Here is a 16,479-nt window from a genome sequence, read left to right as displayed (position 1 = left end):
CTGTTGCTACACGTCCAGGGCGGCCGTTTGTGTAAACAGCATAAGGTGTGCCATTGTGTGGGGGAGGAAGGGGGGAGAGGCGGTTGCGGCGGAGGGGGTGGCGTGCGCGCGGTAAGTTTGCGGAGTTACGAGGGAGTTGAACCAGGCGACTGGATGCTGAGAGGGGGATGAGGCGACGGCGATGCATGGGGCGCAGTATGACTGTAATGCGGTCATGCATGCGCGGTGCATCTTGCCTGTAGGTTCAAGGAAGTGGTGGATGGATTGGTCTGTATGTTCGCGTAAGTGGCTGTAGATGCGTCCGTTTTGTTTTTTGCTGGTTCATGCTCGCTTGCATCTCTGGATGCGGGGCGGCATCTTCCGTTGTGACAGTACCAACAAAAGCAAATCCCTCCCTCCCTTTCGCAAAGGGGGGGACCTTAGATGACGTGCGGCGTTTCGTGGATGAATAAAGAAGGGCCTCCCGTTTGGGAGGCCCTTTTTCGTGCTTGCTGTAGGGGAGGGCTAATCGGTTTCGGCGGCTGCGTAGTCGACGGCGCAGTTGGTGCGCGGCTTGAAGAGGTCGTCGAAACGGACCTTGCTGTGCAGCTTGGCCAGTAACTCGTGATCTACCTTGCGCATCTTGTGAATGACGATGGGCAGGATCAGCAGGGGAACGCCTGCGTAGAAGCCGATGCGCAGGCTCTCGTTGAAGGCGGTGAAGACCAGACAGCCGACCATGCTCCAGATGCCCAGGTGCGCGAGGTAGGGGAAGCCCGGCGCCACGTACTTGAGATCCTTGGTGCTGTAGCCGTTGGCGACCAGACGCTTGCGGAAGTTCAACTGCGACCAGATGATGGAGATCCAGGCGATGGTCCCGGTGAAGCCGGAGATGGACAAAAGGGCGACGAACACCTTGGAGGCGGCGAAGAAGTAGGAACCCGCCAGGAAGAACCAGACGCCTGCGATGACGAAGAGGGCTGCGTTGCCCGGAACCTGGTGCTTGTTCAGAGCGCCCAGGAACTTCGGCGCCATACCTTCGCGCGCCATGGCCCAGGTGACCCGGACCGTGGAGTAGAGGCCGGAATTGGCGCAGGAAAGCGCGGCGGTGAGGACCACGAAGCTGAAGAGGCCGGCGGCCCAGTGCAGGCCGTACTGCTCGAGTGCCGCGGCGAAGACGGAGCCCCCTTCCACGCCGGCATTGGCCCACGGGAAGATGGTCACCAGCAGGAACACCGGGACCATGAACAGCATGATGACCCTGATGGTGATGCTGCGCACCGCGGTAGGAATGGTCTTGCTGGGATCTTTCGCCTCACCCGCGGTAAGTCCGATGATCTCAACCCCCTGGAAGTTGACCAGGAGCATGACCATGGTGGTCAGCAACACGAATCCTCCGTTGGGGAAGATGCCTCCGTTGCCGGTGAGGTAGGTCGTGCCGAGGCCGGCCGGGTGCTGGTTGGGGATCACGTTGAAATAGATGAGGACGGCGACGACGCAGAAGACGACGATGGCCATGACCTTGACGATGGAAAGCCAGAACTCGATCTCGCCGAAGGCCTCGACGTGCGAAATGTTGACCACCGTGATGACGATGCCGAAGAGGACGGCCCACATGAATTCGCTGGTGCCTGGCACGAAGGTCTTCATGATGATGCCCCCCGCGATACATTCCGCGGGAATGTAGGCCATCCAGTTGAAGACGTAGCTCCAGCCGACCCCGGCCGCCCAGGAGGGGGAGATGAATTCGGAGGCGTAGGTGACGAAGGAGCCCGAAATGGGGATGGCGACGGCCAACTCGCCCAGGGCGATCATGACCAGGTAGACGATGAGGCCGCCCAGGGCGTAGGTGATGAAGGCGGACGGGCCTACGTCCTTGACGATGGAACCGGTGCCGAGGAAGAAAGCAGAGCCGATGATGCCCCCCAGGGCGATCATCATGACGTGGCGGTCCTTGAGCCCGCGCTTCAGGCCGCCGTCGTCGAACGATTCAAATCCAGTTTCCAACAGATGCACTTCTTTAACTTGATCTGTCATTGGGTTCTCCGTTCATTGGAATAAATAACAAAAATGGTTTCCTCTGTATACAAAAAGCCGCGGCGGGAAGAATCCCGGCCGCGGCAGTAAATCATTGCTCCTTGGCGATGCTCTTGAACACGTCTTCCAGCCTGACCAGCATCTCGTCGATCAGATCGTAGCCGATGGTGAGGGCGGGCTCGATCCTGATGCTCTTGGCGTTGATGAAGGTGCCCGCGGTCAAGACGCGGCGGCTGAACATGCCCGAGGCAACCTGCCACCCCATCTCGTCGGTCGGGAAGTCCATACCGATCAGCAGGCCCCTGCCGCGCACTTCCTTCAGCACCTTCGGGTACTTCGCCTTGAGCCCCTCCAGCTTCTCTACGATGTACTCGCCTTTCTCGCGCGCCTGGCGCGGGAGATCTTCTTCCAGCATCACGTTGATGTAGGCCAAAGCCGCGGCGCAGGCGATCGGGTTGCCGCCGGTGGTGGTTGAGTGCATGAACGGGTTGGGCTCCATGCATTCCCACACTTTCTTGCTGGCGAAGAAGCCGGAGCAGGGGATGACTCCGCCGCCCAGGGCCTTGCCCAGGCAGATGATGTCCGGGGTCACGTTCCAGTGGTCCACGCCGAACAGGGTGCCGGTGCGCCCGAGGCCGGTCTGCACTTCGTCCGCGATGAGGAGCACGCCGTACTTGTCGCAGATCTCGCGCAGTTTCGGCCAGTAGTCGTCCGGCGGGATGATGGCGCCGGCTTCACCCTGGATCGGCTCGGCGATCATGGCGGCGATGCCGTCACCGACCTGGTGCGCCGACTGGATGGCCTTCTCGACCGCGGCAGCGTCGCCGTAGGGGACGTGACGCACGTTGCCCAAAAGCGGCAGCAGCGGTTCGCGGTACATGGCCTTGCCCATCAGGGTCAGCGGCCCCAGGGTCTTGCCGTGGAAGGCGCGCTCGGTGGAGATGAAACCGGCCTTGCCGGTGTAGAGCTTGGCGAGCTTCATGGCGCCGTCCACCGCCTCGGTGCCGGAGTTGATAAAGAAGCCGTACTGGATGTCGCCCGGGAGCAGGTGGGCGAGCACCTTGCCCAGGTGGGCGCGCAGCGGGTCGAGCATTTCCTGGCTGTACTGCGGGCTGCGGTCGAGCTGCGCCTTGGCGGCTGCGACGATCTTGGGGTGCCTGATGCCGGCGGAGTAGAGGCCGAAACCGCCCAGGATGTCGATGAACTCGCGGCCGCGGGTGTCGGTGAGGATGGAGCCCTGCCCGGTCCACTCGACGGAGGCGTAGTCGCCGGCCTCGGTCATGGACTTTCTGTACTTGAGCCACCCCTTGTTGATGTGGTTGGCGAAGTTCTCCACGGTTTCCTGCTCGATCTTCTCGCGCTCCGCCGCCGGAACCTCGTGCTCCGGGGTCAGGAGCAGGTTCAGCATCCTTTGGGCTTCGCTTTGTGCGTACGCTACGTCTCTCGTCATCACTGAATCTCCTTTGAGCTGCAAAATGCGATGTGATATCGCATTCTAATTTTGCACGTGACATGCCACGTCCAAATCCAGGCACCCCAGAAAGAGGGGCGGAAGGGAGCGTGCAACTGTCGATGTGGCAGTAGGTTTTTTGGTATACGGCTGATATAAAACAATATTTCGTATACGCGGCGGGCGAAACGAGGGCCACGGAGTGGGTAAATTTTTTACAGAATTACCGGTGGCGCCGCGGTCGGGGCGCAGAGGGGAGGGGCACTGAGAGGAGCGGGTGATGCATTGCCGCATCTTTGCTGCGGGTTTGCATCCGGGCGTGGACTGGAACGTGGACTGGAACGTGGACAGGAACGTGGACAGGAACGTGGACAGGAACGTGGACAGGAACGTGGACAGGAACGTGGACAGGAACGTGGACAGGAACGTGGACTGAGGCTGAGGAGAAAACTGGAAGGGGAGGCTGCAGGGGGGCGTCCCCCCTGCAGATAGGCGGGGTATTTAGAACGAGAGCATGGCCTTGATGCCGTAACAGTTTTTCGCGCCGATGCCGACGTTTTTGGCGTTGCTGCTCAGATGGTCGGAAAAGGTGTAGGAAGGGGTGATGGTGACGTTATCCAATACCTTGTAGTCGAGGGTGGCGGAGAGTTCGTAGTTATGCCAGTCGCTGTAGATGCCGCTGCGGGAATCGAGATCGGTATAGGCGGCGCTGGGGTTGTGCTGGTTGTAGGAAACCAACGCCCCCAGGTTCAGAGTCAGCTTGTCCTGGATAAGGGGTACGGGCTGGGCGACCGAGGCGGTATAGAAAAGACCGTCGTTGCGCGCCTCCAGGAAGTCCCAGTAGATTCCCAGGGTCGGGTTGAGCAGGGTGTTGTAGGTGGCACGCAGGTAGAACTCGGCGGTATCCTCGGCGGCGTCGAGCGAGAAGTACTGGGCACCGACGTTGATGGTAACGTCCTTCACAAGCTCGGGGACAGCGTAGTTGATGATGGCGTCGTTCTCGGTGGTCTTCGCCTTGGCGTAGCCGTTGGCGCGGTTCTGATTGTTGAACCAGTAGCTGAAAGTGAAGGAGTTGTAGGTAAGGTCCATGCCCCCCTGGGTGACGAAGGAACTGTTGGCGTTAAGCTGGTTGCCGCGGAACAGGTATTTGTTCATTACCCCGATGTACGCATCGCCGTTCACCTTCGGCCCGGGCGGAAGGGCTGGCGCCTCGCCCTTGGCATGCGGATCGCCGTCCGCCGCCATTACCGCCGAACCTAACATCAGTACCAACGCTGCTGCCAATAAACCGCTTTTGCTCATCTCTTCCTCCTTTGGGTGAAGTACAACAGTTTTCTACATTGCAGTTGCTCATGAGGGGACTTTTGGGCGGGATGATCAGCACGAGGCGTGCCAGATGCGTATACGGTTGGCGATGCAGTGGCGTATTCCCGGGAGATTGGCAGGAAGAACCTGTTTTGCGGGATGATTTAGGACGACAGGGGGGCGGTCGGGTAAGGCGGTGGGCGTTGTGAAATGGTCGGCGAGGGGCTGGCGGCGATGGCGCCAACCCCTGTTTGATGCAAACCGGAATCATGGATGCGGCGAGGCATCCGCCGCGGTGGGGAAGAGGGAGGGGAAGCTAGGAAATGCCGTACTTCTTGAGCTTGCGGGCAACGGTGGACTGGTTGATCCCCAGTGCCTCGGCGATCCGGTACTGGTTGCCGTGCTCCTTCATGGCGTCGCTCAGCAACGTGCGCTCCACGCTTTCCAGGATCTGCTCCAGGGTCATGTCCCCTGGCCACACCGGCAGGGTCTGCTCCGACTGCGACAGCGGTTTTTCTTCGAGGCTGCCGAAAAGCTGCTTGGGGAGGTCCTGCAGGTCGATCACCTCGGTCTCGGACATGACCACCAGCCGCTCGCACAGGTTCATCAGTTCGCGTACGTTGCCGGGATAGCTGTAGGCGAGCAGGGCGTCGAGGGCGGCGCGGGCCAGCCGCTTCTGCTTGCCGACCTTCTGGCTGAAATAGTCGAGGTAATGGCGGATGAGCGGCAGCAGGCATTCCTGGCGCTCGCGCAACGCGGGGATGTAGAGCGGGATCACGTTGAGGCGGTAGTAGAGGTCGAGGCGGAAGGTCTTTTCCACCACCATCTTTTCCAGGTCGCGGTGTGTGGCGGCGATGATGCGCACGTCGACGGTCCGCCCGGTGGTGCCGCCGAGCCTCGTCACGCGCCCGTCCTCGAGAAAGCGCAAAAGCTTCACCTGTGAGGCCAGCGGCAGTTCCGCGATCTCGTCCAGGAAGAGGATGCCGTTGTCGGCGAGCTCGAGGTAGCCGGGCTTGGCGGTCTGGGCGCCGGTGAAGGCGCCGCGCTCGTGCCCGAAGAGCTCCGACTCGATGAGCGACTCCGGGATGGCGCCGCAGTTGAGCTTGATGATGGGCTTGGCGCTGCGGCTCGAATTCTTGTGGATCAGGTCGGCAAAGAGCCCCTTGCCGACGCCGGATTCACCGTGGATCAGCACGGTGGAGTCGGCGGAGCTCACCTTGACCGCCTGGCGCAGGGCGGTGATCATGCGCGGGCTCTTGGCGATGATGGTCTGGGAGGCGAGTTCGGCCTGCTGCTGCTCAAGCATGTGGTGCCAGAACTGCCCCTTGATGGCTTCCTGGTCCTCCAGTTCCCGCTGCAGCTTGTCGATCTCGGTGATGTCCCGCTCCGAGACCACCACCCTGATGATGCCCCCTTCGTCGCCGAAAACCGGCGTGCCGGTGACGATGAGCTTGCGGTTTCCTTCGTTGACCAGCATGTTGACCACGCCCTTGGACCCGAGTACTTCCAGGGCAGGCGAGCGTTCCATGTATCCCTGCTCGATCAGTTCGCGCGCGGTCAGGCCGACCACCACCTCCTTCTTGACCCGGTTGTTGCGTTCGGCGGCCGGATTGACGCGCAGCACCACACCGTAGCCGTCGAATACCCAGAGCCCCTCCGAGGAGGAGTCGATGATGGCAGTCAGCTCCTTGGTTAGTTCCCGGAACGACCGCAACTGCCGGGTCATGATCTCGAGATCGGTATTCTCCACGAAAACGCAGATGGCGCCGGATACCTCGTCGTCGACCATCACCGGGCTCACCGTGACCAGGAAGCTTGTTTCCCCCCTCTGAACCGACAGCTCGAAGCGGGGCCTGCGGTCGCGCATGGTCTCCACCACCTTGCTCCATAGCGCGGGGAATTGTTCGCTCAGGGAACTGCCCGGGTAGATGTCGAGGCTAACGCGACTGACCCGGTCGGACAGCAGCACGGTTCCGGCGGTGTTCACCGAGATGATGCCGTCGCCCATGGCGTTGTACTGCGCTGCATTGAATGCGTCCTGGTGGGTCTGCTCCGGGGTGGGGGCGGTTTCGCCCACGAAATCGGCCATTATCGTCATCTGGGTCTCCTGCCGCGGCGGTTGGGATGCCGTGGTGTGCCAATAAATGCATAGCTGCATCAAAAATGCAAGAAGGAATGCCGTGGCAGGATTTATTCACGATCCGCGCCGATTCCGTATACGGGACGCGCTCCTGGTAGGAGGACGCGATGAAAGGGGAGTTTATGTGCCGGGCAGGTTCGGAACCCGAGGTTGCCGCCTTTGTCTTAACGCCGGTTTTCCTCATCTGTGCCGGCAAGCCGCCTGAGAGGACGATAACCGTGATGCCGGAGTTGATGCCGATTCGCATTATGGATGCAATTGAGCATCAACCGATGCCGTTCGATGGGAGAGTTTGCGGGGCAGGGCAGGGCCGGTGCGAGGCAAAGTGGGGGAAAAAGGGCGAAAGAAGGGGCAGGGTGAGGCGGGGGAGCTTTGGTACGTTCCTTGATAACCTGGTTACCTGGTGCCCGGCGGCATGCACCGGGCGCGCATGCAATCTACTTCAGTCAAAGGAGCCAGAATCGATGAGAACCCCAGAAGTGTCGCAAGCGTTGCGCAACAAGCATGTACCGCCCGGTGTGAGCATTTTGTCCCCGTCCTTCGTCAAGGAGGCCCGCGGCGCCATTATCGTGGATACCGAAGGTCGCGAATTTATCGACTTCGCCGGCGGGATCGGCGTCGCCAACGTCGGGCACTGCCATCCGAAGGTCGTCGCCGCTGTAAAGGATCAAGCCGAGAAGTTCCTGCACACCTGCTTCCACATCGTTCCCTACGACCTGTACATCGACCTCGCGGCGCGGTTGAACGAACTGGCGCCGGGCGACGGGGACAAGATGACCATCTTCCTCAACTCCGGCGCGGAGGCCGTGGAAAACGCCATCAAGATCGCGCGCCACGCCACCGGCCGTCCCTCGGTGATCGCCTTCGAAAACGGCTTTCACGGGCGTACCAACCTCACCATGACCCTCACCAGCAAGGTGAAGCCGTACAAACTCGGTTTCGGGCCCTTCGCGCCGGAAATCTACCGGATGCCCTACGCCTACTGCTACCGCTGTCCCTTCGGGCTCAAGCACCCCGGCTGCAACACCGCCTGCGCCGAGCACCTGGAGGAATTCTTCATAAGCCACGTCGCCGCCGAGAAGACTGCCGCGGTCATCGCCGAGCCGATCCAGGGGGAGGGTGGCTTCGTCACCCCGCCAGCCGAATACTTCCCCAAGCTGCGCGATATCTGCGACAAGCACGGCATCATGCTGATCATCGACGAGGTGCAGACCGGGATGGGACGCACCGGCAAGCTGTTCGCCATCGATCACTGGGGAGTCGTCCCCGACCTGGTCACCACTGCCAAGAGCCTGGGGGGCGGTCTCCCCATCTCGGCGGTAACCGGGAAGGCCGAAGTGATGAGCGCGCCGCACGTAGGGGGATTGGGGGGCACCTACGGGGGGAACCCCATCGCGCTGGCAGCGGCCCAGGCTGTGCTGGAGATATTCACCACGGACGGTCTGCTCGCGCGCGCCGAGGAACTGGGCGTGAAGATGCGTGCCCGCTTCTACGAGATGCAAAAGCGCCACGAGATCATCGGCGAGGTGCGCGGCAAGGGGCCCATGCTGGCCCTGGAACTGGTGCGCGACCGGGAGAGCAAGGAGCCGGCTGCGGCTGAGGCGAAGAAACTGGTCAACCTCTGCTATCAGAAAGGGCTGGTGGTCCTGTCCTGCGGCAACCACGGCAACGTGATCCGAACCTTGATGCCGCTGGTCATCACCGACGCCGAGCTGGAGCGCGGTATGTCCATTCTCGAGGAGTCCCTGCAGGAGCTACGGGGCTAGGCTTAAGGCGCAGCCGGCGGGTGACTCCCTGCCGGCTGCGCCGTTTCCGCATAGGAGGGTGCATTGAAAGTAACCATCAAGCTTTTCGCTCACTACCGCATCGGCAGGTTCAGGGAGGCCGTGCGCGAGTACGCTCCGGGCACCTCGGTGCGCGCCGGCATCGCCGAACTGAGGTTCAACGAGCCCGGCCCGGGCGTGATCCTGGTCAACGGTACTCCGGCACCGCTGGACCACGTGCTGCAGGAGGGGGACACCGTGGCCCTCTTTCCGCTCATTTCCGGGGGGTAGCCCCCGTACCTCGCTCTACTTCAGGTCAAAAGTGCGATTGCCGCCAGTGCGGTCGCAATCCCCCCCATCTGCAGGCGCGAAACCCGCTCCTTTAGTATCAGCCAGGCCAGGAAGACGGTGGCGCCCGGAAAGAGGGAGCTGAGCACCGCCGCCACGTCCATCCTCCCCGATTGTCCTGCCACGATGTAAAAGCCGTTGCCGGCAACGTCGAGAAATGCGTTGAGAAGCACCATGCGCCAGGGGAGGGCGCCCCAGTCGCCGCCCCCCTGTTTTCCAGCAGCCATAAACAAGAGCAGCACCAGGACCCCGCCGCAGCGGACCGCTACCATTGGCCAGAGTACCGCTCCGCCGCTCGCGCTATGCATGAGTATCAGGAACAGCCCCAGGCAGCTCCCGGAAAGTAGCGGCAGCCAGACGTGGATGGGCTTGAGCGGTTCTACCGGCCCCTGCGCATCTTCCCGGCACAGAAACCACACCGAGGCCAGGGCAAGTGCCAGCCCGGCCACCACCTTCCCGTCGGGAACCCCCTGGGTGAGCATACCTACGATCACCGGGAGCGCTGCAGCGGTGAGTGCGGACAGCGGCGCGGCAAGGCTCAGCCGGCCAAGCGTCATGGACCGGTACAGCAGCAGGATGCCCAGGGCGTCGAAACCGCCTGCAAGCATGCTGAGCGCCCACCCTGCGGCAGTTGCCGGCGTTTCCCGTACCAACAGGGCTACCGGAATCAGCATGGCGAGCCCTGAACCGATAGTGCCCAGGGTCATGAAGAAGGCACCGGTGCGGCGGCTGCTGGTGCCGCCGATGAAGTCGCAGGTCCCCCAGCAAAAGGCGGTCGCGAGGCCGCAGAGTACGGAAAGCATGGTGGTTCACCTTTGAGGTAGAGGTTGAGGGTTGGGGCGCAATCAGCTGCTGCAGCATAGTTGTCAAAAGGGGGCGCGCGAAAGCGCCCCCCCTTAATTTGAATCGATCTGGATTACTTGGCGATCCTTAGTGTTTATGGCAGTTGGCTGAGCTGAAAGGAGCGTTCCGCTAAAGGGACAGGCACCTGACGGAGCCTGTCCCTTCTGCCGCGGCGGCTAGAGGTCGCCGGCGATGCTCTTGAACACGTCTTCCAGTCTGACCAGCATCTCGTCGATCAGGTCGTAGCCGATGGTGAGGGCGGGCTCGATCCTGATGCTCTTGGCGTTGATGAAGGTGCCCGCGGTCAAGACGCGGCGGCTGAACATGCCCGAGGCAACCTGCCACCCCATCTCGTCGGTCGGGAAGTCCATGCCGATCAGGAGGCCCCTGCCGCGTACTTCCTTCAGCACCTTCGGGTACTTCGCCTTGAGTCCCTCCAGCTTCTCTACGATGTACTCGCCTTTCTCGCGCGCCTGGCGCGGGAGATCTTCTTCCAGCATCACGTTGATGTAGGCCAACGCAGCGGCGCAGGCGATCGGGTTGCCGCCGGTGGTGGTGGAGTGCATGAACGGGTTGGGCTCCATGCATTCCCACACCTTCTTGCTGGCGAAGAAGCCGGAGCAGGGGATGACGCCGCCGCCCAGGGCCTTGCCCAGGCAGATGATGTCCGGGGTCACGTTCCAGTGGTCCACGCCGAACAGGGTGCCGGTGCGCCCGAGGCCGGTCTGCACCTCGTCCGCGATGAGGAGCACGCCGTACTTGTCGCAGATCTCGCGCAGTTTCGGCCAGTAGTCGTCCGGCGGGATGATGGCGCCGGCTTCACCCTGGATCGGCTCGGCGATCATGGCGGCGATGCCGTCACCGACCTGGTGCGCCGACTGGATGGCCTTCTCGACCGCGGCAGCGTCGCCGTAGGGGACGTGGCGCACGTTGCCCAGAAGCGGCAGGAGCGGCTCGCGGTACATGGCCTTGCCCATCAGGGTCAGCGGCCCCAGTGTCTTGCCGTGGAAGGCGCGCTCGGTGGAGATGAAGCCGGCCTTGCCGGTGTAGAGCTTGGCGAGCTTCATGGCACCATCGACCGCCTCGGTGCCGGAGTTGATGAAGAAGCCGTACTGGATGTCGCCCGGGAGCAGGTGGGCGAGCACCTTGCCCAGGTGGGCGCGCAGCGGGTCGAGCATCTCCTGGCTGTACTGCGGGCTGCGGTCGAGCTGCGCCTTGGCGGCGGCGACGATCTTGGGGTGCCTGATGCCGGCGGAGTAGAGGCCGAAGCCGCCCAGGATGTCGATGAACTCGCGGCCGCGGGTGTCGGTGAGGATGGAGCCCTGTCCGGTCCACTCGACGGAGGCGTAGTCGCCGGCCTCCGTCATGGACTTTCTGTACTTGAGCCACCCCTTGTTGATGTGGTTGGCGAAGTTCTCCACGGTTTCCTGCTCGATCTTCTCGCGCTCCGCCGCCGGAACCTCGTGCTCCGGGGTCAGGAGCAGGTTCAGCATCCTCTGGGCTTCGCTTTGTGCGTACGCTACATCTCTCATCATCACTGAATCTCCTTGTCGCTTCGCATGAAGCATCTGGTGTAGAGCTATCAATAGCACCTTTCCGCTTAAAGGTGCAGGTTCTAGCCTCGTGAGTTCTTTTTCAACGCTTCGGCAATCTTGTGCCGCTTCTCGAGCGGCGTGCCCGAGTTGTGTCTCGTCTTCATCTGCGCCGCCTTGAGCTGGAAGAGCGCGGCATCCCCGGCGGCGTGGACCAGGGCCTCGGAGTGACATTCCTTGGCGCAGGCCGGATCGCCGTCACAGAGATCGCACTTGTAAGGGATACCCTTGGCGTCCTGCTCGACCATGCCGTAGGGGCAGGCGGTGACGCAGGCGCCACATCCGGAGCACAGGTCACGGTTGAGACGGACCACCCCGTCCGCGCCGCGGAACATGGCGTCGGTAGGGCAGGCTTCCAGGCAGTTTGCCTTGGGGCACTGGAAGCAGATGTTGGGGACCGAGAAGCCGCGCAGCGGGAAGTTGGTCACGCGCATCCTGGCCTTGCTGGGTTGAAAGACGCCCTCCTTGTTGGCGGAGCAGGCGAGGGTGCACCTGTTGCAACCGGTGCACAGGTCCGGGTTGGCGAAGAGTTCTTTTTTCAAGGTCAGGTCTCCTATAAGATCGTGGTGTCGAGGCCGAGGGCAGCCAGCTTGCGCGATGAAGGGATCCCCTTTGCGCTCCAGTCGCGCAGTTCATAGTAGGACTGCATGGCGCGAGCGAGGTCGGCCCGGCTGAAGACGCGCCCCTCATGGCGCCCCCCTTCCAGCGGGCGCTCCATGATCTTCTTGGGAAGGGTGTCGTCCGCAGCGGTGAAGCCGGCCGCCAGGTTGAAGAGCCTGCTCAGGTTCCAGATCCGCTCACCGGCCCGATCCAGTTCCTCGGCGCTCACCGGCTCACCCAGGCCGGCCGACATGAGGTCCGCCTCGATGGTGGTGTTGATCGTGCCCCAGAAGTCGCAGAAACCAAGCGACCACTTGATCGAGTTGGCGTTTTGCGCATCGACCACGTCGGAGACCAGCGCTTCGAGGTCGTGCGGGTCGGTAGCGAATATGGGGAAGGCGCGCAGATGGCAGGCGCCCCGCTCGCTGGTGGCGTAGGCGATCCCCATGCCGAAGTTGCCGCGCGGCTCGTAGGCGGGCATCTCGAGCCCTTTGACTTCCATGCTGAGAGCCTCGGCCCCGTACTTGGCGGCAAGATGCTTGGCCCCCTTGGCCAAGTCGCGCCCGCGCTCGGTGGAGAGGGTGGCGATCTCGTAGACGATCTTGAGGTATTCGTCCACCTGCCCGAAACGCAGGTTAAAGTTGTGAACGCCGCTCTCGGTCATCTCCATGGCAAGGCTGATGGTGCTGCCGCAGGTCATGGTGTCGAGCCCAAGGTCGTCGCACAGGCGGTTGAAGCGGATCACCGCCTCGAGGTCGTGGATGTCGCAGTTGGAGCCGCCCAGGCACAGGGTCTCGTATTCGGGCCCCTCGATCTCGGCGGAGTTGACCCTGGTGAACTTGCCGCAGGCCATCGGGCAGGATGCGCAGGCGCGGTTGCCCAGTTTGGCGGCCTGGATGGCGTCGGAGTTGAGCTTTTCCTTTCTGCCATTGAACCCCTTGGTGTAGTTCCTGGTGGGATGGATCCCCATTTCGTTGGTCACCTCCACCAGGATGGGGGTGCCGTCGGTCTTGGCCCAGAGGTTGTCGTCACACAAAAGGTCGTTTTTGGTGTAGTAGTCGGTGCGCTCCAGGAACCTCGCCATGTCCGCGACCCGGACGGCGCCGGTGCCGCGGCAGACGATACCCTTCAGGTTCTTGCTCCCGAAGAGGGCGCCGGTGCCGCCGCGACCGAACTGGCGGTAGGATTCGGAGCCGATCATGCTGTAGGTGATCATGTTTTCGGCGGCGGGGCCGATGGCGAGGGTCTTGGCGCCGTGGGCCCCGATGGCCGCTTCCATCAGTTTCTCGGTCTCGAAGATCCCCTGGCCGGTCATGTGTTCGGCGCTCTCGAGACTGACCCGGTCATCGTCGATCTTGAGGAAGACCGGGGCGCAGGCGCGCCCCTTGATGATGATGCCGTCGTAACCGGCGTATTTGAGCTCGGGGCCGAAAGATCCCCCCACGTTGGACTCGAAGATGGTCCCGGTATGCGGGGACTTGGAGACCAGGCACATCCGGGAGGCCAGCGGCACCATGGTCCCGCACAGGGGGGCGGTCATGATGACCACGACGTTCTCCGGTGCGAGCGGATCGACCTCGGGTGAGACCGCATCCGTGTAGTAACGCAGCGCCAGCCCCCAGGCTCCCCAGTACTCGCGGAGCCACTCGGCGCGCAGCGGTTCAGTCGTGACCGACCCCGCGGTAAGATCGACCACCAGCATCTTTCCCATGTAAAGATTCATGTTCACCCCGATATTTAGTCTGAAATTGGATGCAGCGGGGCCGTCCCTGGAACACGTGCGCCCCTTGGTCGGCGTTTACCTGATAGCACAGGGTGTGCCACGAGGCTGAGCCGCTGAGGAACAGGGAGAATGCGGCGCGGGCCACGGCGGAGGGTGACCTGCAACCTGCTGTTTTTACGTTGATCGCGCTGCGACGAACGCGCTCCGTTGTGCCGCCTGCTCTTGGCATGGAGCGCCGCGGAACCTGCCTGCCGCATCACGTTCCGGCATGGGATGATGCAGGGGCGCATCCGCAGGCAAAACGGCGCAGGGAAGCTGTGGTTAGGGCCGGGTGAAGGCGCTGTTGCATGCAATTGCGGGGATTAACGGGAGCGAGCGGAGGTAATAGGTGGACCGAAGGCGGTGCGGCAGCCGCGACGGTGTGATGCGGCGCTGCATCAAGGATGCAGGGCCACATTCCCGTTTATGGGCCGCAACCGGATCGGGTCAGACGGGGATGGTGAACTGGTCCACGTCCATGTGCAGCAGGTCGATAACCAGCTTGCGCCCGGCCAGGAGGCGTCCTGACCCGAGCAGCAGTTTGCAGACTTCGGCGACCTGGAAACTCGCCACGGCCGTAGGCGTGAAGGAAGGGTTGCCCAGTTCGCGCTCTACGCCGGAGCCGGAGCCCCAGGAGCGGTAGATGTGCCGCAGCGTCGCCTGCTCCGGCAGTTGCGTCGCGACCTGCCCGTACCATCCGGCAATGGCGCCGTGCACCAGTGGCACCCCGTGGCTGTTGCAGGCATCGGACAGGTCCAGCCTGTCCTGCACGTTGTCGAGAGCATCTACGGCCACCGAACTCCCGGCGATAAGGTCGCCGGCGTTGGCGGTCGCAAAGGCCTCCTGCACCGGCACCACTGTCACCGCCGGATTGATGGCCGCGACCCGTTGTGCGGCGGCCGCGGCCTTGGGCATCCCGAGCGTTTCGATGCTGCTGAGGAGTTGCCGGTTGAGGTTATGTTCCTCGAACACGTCGGGATCGACGGCCACGATGGTGCCGATGCCCACCCTAGCCAGCAGCTCCACGATGTACCCCCCCAGCCCGCCGCATCCTATCACGGCTACCCGGCTGCGATGCAGGACGAGCTGCCCCTCGGCGGTTAGCGAGCCGACGTTGCGCTGGTAGCGCGCCGGGAGCAGGCCCATCTCCAGTATGGTGCGCTCCGCCTGTGCGACGGTTATGCGGTAGCGGCGCGCCGCCTCGCCCTGGTGCTGCCAGGAGACGAGGCGGCCCTGCGCGTGTTCCTTGAGATAGTTGCTCAGTTCGTCCATTGCGGTTATCCTTTGCGCCTGCTGCAGTCTGTCGGCCCGGGCAGTGGGGCGCCGCCCGGCCGGTTTTTGCAAAGCGGCAATGCTGATGGTTGCCTGCCAGGCTAAGTCTGTGATATCGTGCCCGACTATCGGGAATCGCCCTGGCTGCTGCAGGCGCTCTCCCGGTCACACCCCAAGGTACAAGGTGACGACATGGCAGTGAAGCAAAAAGGGGGCCCGATGAACGCGCTGGAGATAGAAATCGCCATCGCGGCCCTGCACAACACGGGGGATTACCAGGTGCTGCGGCGCCTGAACCTGGCGCGCGACGCGAGGCTCGGGTGCAAGGGGCCCGAGCACGCCAAGGTCGCGCTTTGCCTCGACACCGAGACCACCGGGCTCAACCACAAGCAGGACAAGGTGATCGAGCTGGGCATCGTCGCCTTCGAGTTCGATCCGGTCACTGGCGAGATCTTTCGCATCACCGACCGCTATTCCGGCTTCGAGGATCCCGGCTTCGCCATTCCTCCCGAGGTGCAGGAGATAACCGGCATCTCCGATGACATGGTACGCGGTCAGGCCTTCGACGACGCCTTCGTCAATGCCCTGGCGGAGAAATCCGACCTGGTCATCGCGCACAATGCCGCCTTCGACCGCAAGTTCGTCGAGACGCGCTTTCCCTCTTTCGTCAAGCTCCCCTGGGCCTGCACCGTCTGCCAGATCGATTGGGGCGCGGAGCGGCTCTCCTCGCGCACCCTCGAATTCCTCCTGTTCAAGACCGGCTCCCTCACCATCAACGCGCACCGCGCCTTGGACGACGCCGAGGGGGTGCTGGGGCTGTTGCTGGAGCGTTTGCCGGTGAGCGGCGCGCCGATTTTCCTGGAGCTTCTGAAGCGGGCGCACGAGGTCACCTCGCGCATCTATGCGGTGTCGGCGCCCTTCGACAAGAAGGATGTACTCAAGGAGCGGGGGTATCGCTGGAGCGACGGGACGCAGGGGGGGAGCAAGGCGTGGTGGCGCGATGTGCCGGCGCACGAGGAACCGGAAGAACTGGCCTATCTTGCGCGCGAGATCTACCCCCGCGGCAACACCAGCGCCGTGCAGATCATGCGCTGCGACGCCTACGCCAGGTTTTCGGTGCGGGAGTAAAACCTAAAGCACCTCACGCAAAGCCGCAAAACACGCAAGGGAAAAAACAAACCTTTAAAGCTTTTATTTAACGCAAAGCCGCAAAGACGCTAAGAAAACCTTTTGGGGGGTAAGACTATAAGCCTCAGTCGTTTCTTTGCGCCTTTGCGTCTTGTATGTTTACGATCAAGCAGCTAGATTTTCTGTTCCGGGACATGGCAGTTTGTTCGCGTCTTGGGTTCGAGCCCGTCGCAAAGCGTAAAACGCCATGTCCTCTTCTT

At 62.6% G+C, this 16,479-nt stretch carries 13 protein-coding genes; 4 read left to right on the top strand and 9 right to left on the bottom strand.

Features of this window, described 5'->3' with window-relative positions; all coding sequences use genetic code 11:
• Positions 1-504: 504 nt before the first annotated feature.
• Both H7687_RS10035 and H7687_RS10030 read right to left on the bottom strand, forming a co-directional pair.
• Positions 505-2,016 carry an amino acid permease gene (locus H7687_RS10035; RefSeq protein WP_183346942.1) on the bottom strand — a complete coding sequence of 504 codons (1,512 nt, stop codon included), beginning with the start codon at positions 2,014-2,016 and terminating at the stop codon, positions 505-507.
• A 91-nt stretch (positions 2,017-2,107) separates the two neighbouring features.
• Positions 2,108-3,466, bottom strand: coding sequence for a putrescine aminotransferase (locus H7687_RS10030; RefSeq protein ID WP_183346941.1), 1,359 nt, complete (start codon positions 3,464-3,466; stop codon positions 2,108-2,110).
• A gap of 280 nt (positions 3,467-3,746) precedes the next feature.
• Here H7687_RS10030 and H7687_RS10025 point away from each other — a divergent pair, with 280 nt between their 5' ends.
• The gene (locus tag H7687_RS10025) at positions 3,747-3,902 is read left to right on the top strand and encodes a hypothetical protein (RefSeq protein WP_183346940.1); all 156 of its coding nucleotides are present in this window, start codon (positions 3,747-3,749) and stop codon (positions 3,900-3,902) included.
• 65 nt (positions 3,903-3,967) lie between these two features.
• Here the strand turns inward: H7687_RS10025 and H7687_RS10020 are convergent, their stop codons facing one another.
• Both H7687_RS10020 and H7687_RS10015 read right to left on the bottom strand, forming a co-directional pair.
• Positions 3,968-4,768 (bottom strand): hypothetical protein, encoded by an 801-nt coding sequence (locus H7687_RS10020; RefSeq protein ID WP_183346939.1) that lies wholly within the window; start codon positions 4,766-4,768, stop codon positions 3,968-3,970.
• A gap of 319 nt (positions 4,769-5,087) precedes the next feature.
• Positions 5,088-6,869: a sigma 54-interacting transcriptional regulator gene (locus H7687_RS10015; protein WP_246404771.1), complete on the bottom strand. Its 1,782-nt coding sequence runs from the start codon at positions 6,867-6,869 to the stop codon at positions 5,088-5,090.
• A 506-nt stretch (positions 6,870-7,375) separates the two neighbouring features.
• Between H7687_RS10015 and gabT the strand changes: the two genes are divergently transcribed.
• Positions 7,376-8,677, top strand: coding sequence for a 4-aminobutyrate--2-oxoglutarate transaminase (gabT, locus tag H7687_RS10010; protein ID WP_183346938.1), 1,302 nt, complete (start codon positions 7,376-7,378; stop codon positions 8,675-8,677).
• A 63-nt stretch (positions 8,678-8,740) separates the two neighbouring features.
• The gene (locus H7687_RS10005; protein ID WP_183346937.1) at positions 8,741-8,965 is read left to right on the top strand and encodes a MoaD/ThiS family protein; all 225 of its coding nucleotides are present in this window, start codon (positions 8,741-8,743) and stop codon (positions 8,963-8,965) included.
• A gap of 20 nt (positions 8,966-8,985) precedes the next feature.
• Here the strand turns inward: H7687_RS10005 and H7687_RS10000 are convergent, their stop codons facing one another.
• The 5 genes from H7687_RS10000 to H7687_RS09980 all read right to left on the bottom strand — a co-directional run bounded on the left by H7687_RS10000 (position 8,986) and on the right by H7687_RS09980 (position 15,091).
• Entirely contained in the window at positions 8,986-9,825 is an 840-nt protein-coding gene (locus H7687_RS10000) for an EamA family transporter (protein WP_183346936.1), read from the bottom strand.
• A gap of 216 nt (positions 9,826-10,041) precedes the next feature.
• Positions 10,042-11,400 (bottom strand): putrescine aminotransferase, encoded by a 1,359-nt coding sequence (locus tag H7687_RS09995; protein ID WP_183346935.1) that lies wholly within the window; start codon positions 11,398-11,400, stop codon positions 10,042-10,044.
• 80 nt (positions 11,401-11,480) lie between these two features.
• On the bottom strand, positions 11,481-11,999 hold the full coding sequence (locus tag H7687_RS09990; protein ID WP_183346934.1) for a 4Fe-4S dicluster domain-containing protein: 519 nt from the start codon (positions 11,997-11,999) through the stop codon (positions 11,481-11,483).
• An 11-nt stretch (positions 12,000-12,010) separates the two neighbouring features.
• Positions 12,011-13,780, bottom strand: coding sequence for an aldehyde ferredoxin oxidoreductase family protein (locus tag H7687_RS09985; protein ID WP_183346933.1), 1,770 nt, complete (start codon positions 13,778-13,780; stop codon positions 12,011-12,013).
• 486 nt (positions 13,781-14,266) lie between these two features.
• On the bottom strand, positions 14,267-15,091 hold the full coding sequence (locus tag H7687_RS09980; protein ID WP_183346932.1) for a HesA/MoeB/ThiF family protein: 825 nt from the start codon (positions 15,089-15,091) through the stop codon (positions 14,267-14,269).
• A 192-nt stretch (positions 15,092-15,283) separates the two neighbouring features.
• Here H7687_RS09980 and H7687_RS09975 point away from each other — a divergent pair, with 192 nt between their 5' ends.
• Complete coding sequence (locus tag H7687_RS09975) at positions 15,284-16,219, top strand: 3'-5' exonuclease (protein WP_246404768.1); 936 nt, start codon at positions 15,284-15,286, stop codon at positions 16,217-16,219.
• Positions 16,220-16,479: the final 260 nt, after the last annotated feature.

This window comes from Geomonas paludis (genome assembly GCF_014193585.1).
Taxonomy (GTDB): Bacteria; Desulfobacterota; Desulfuromonadia; order Geobacterales; family Geobacteraceae; genus Geomonas; species Geomonas paludis.
Note: the sequence above shows the minus strand (reverse complement) of the source record. Positions and strands in the feature narration are given on the sequence as shown.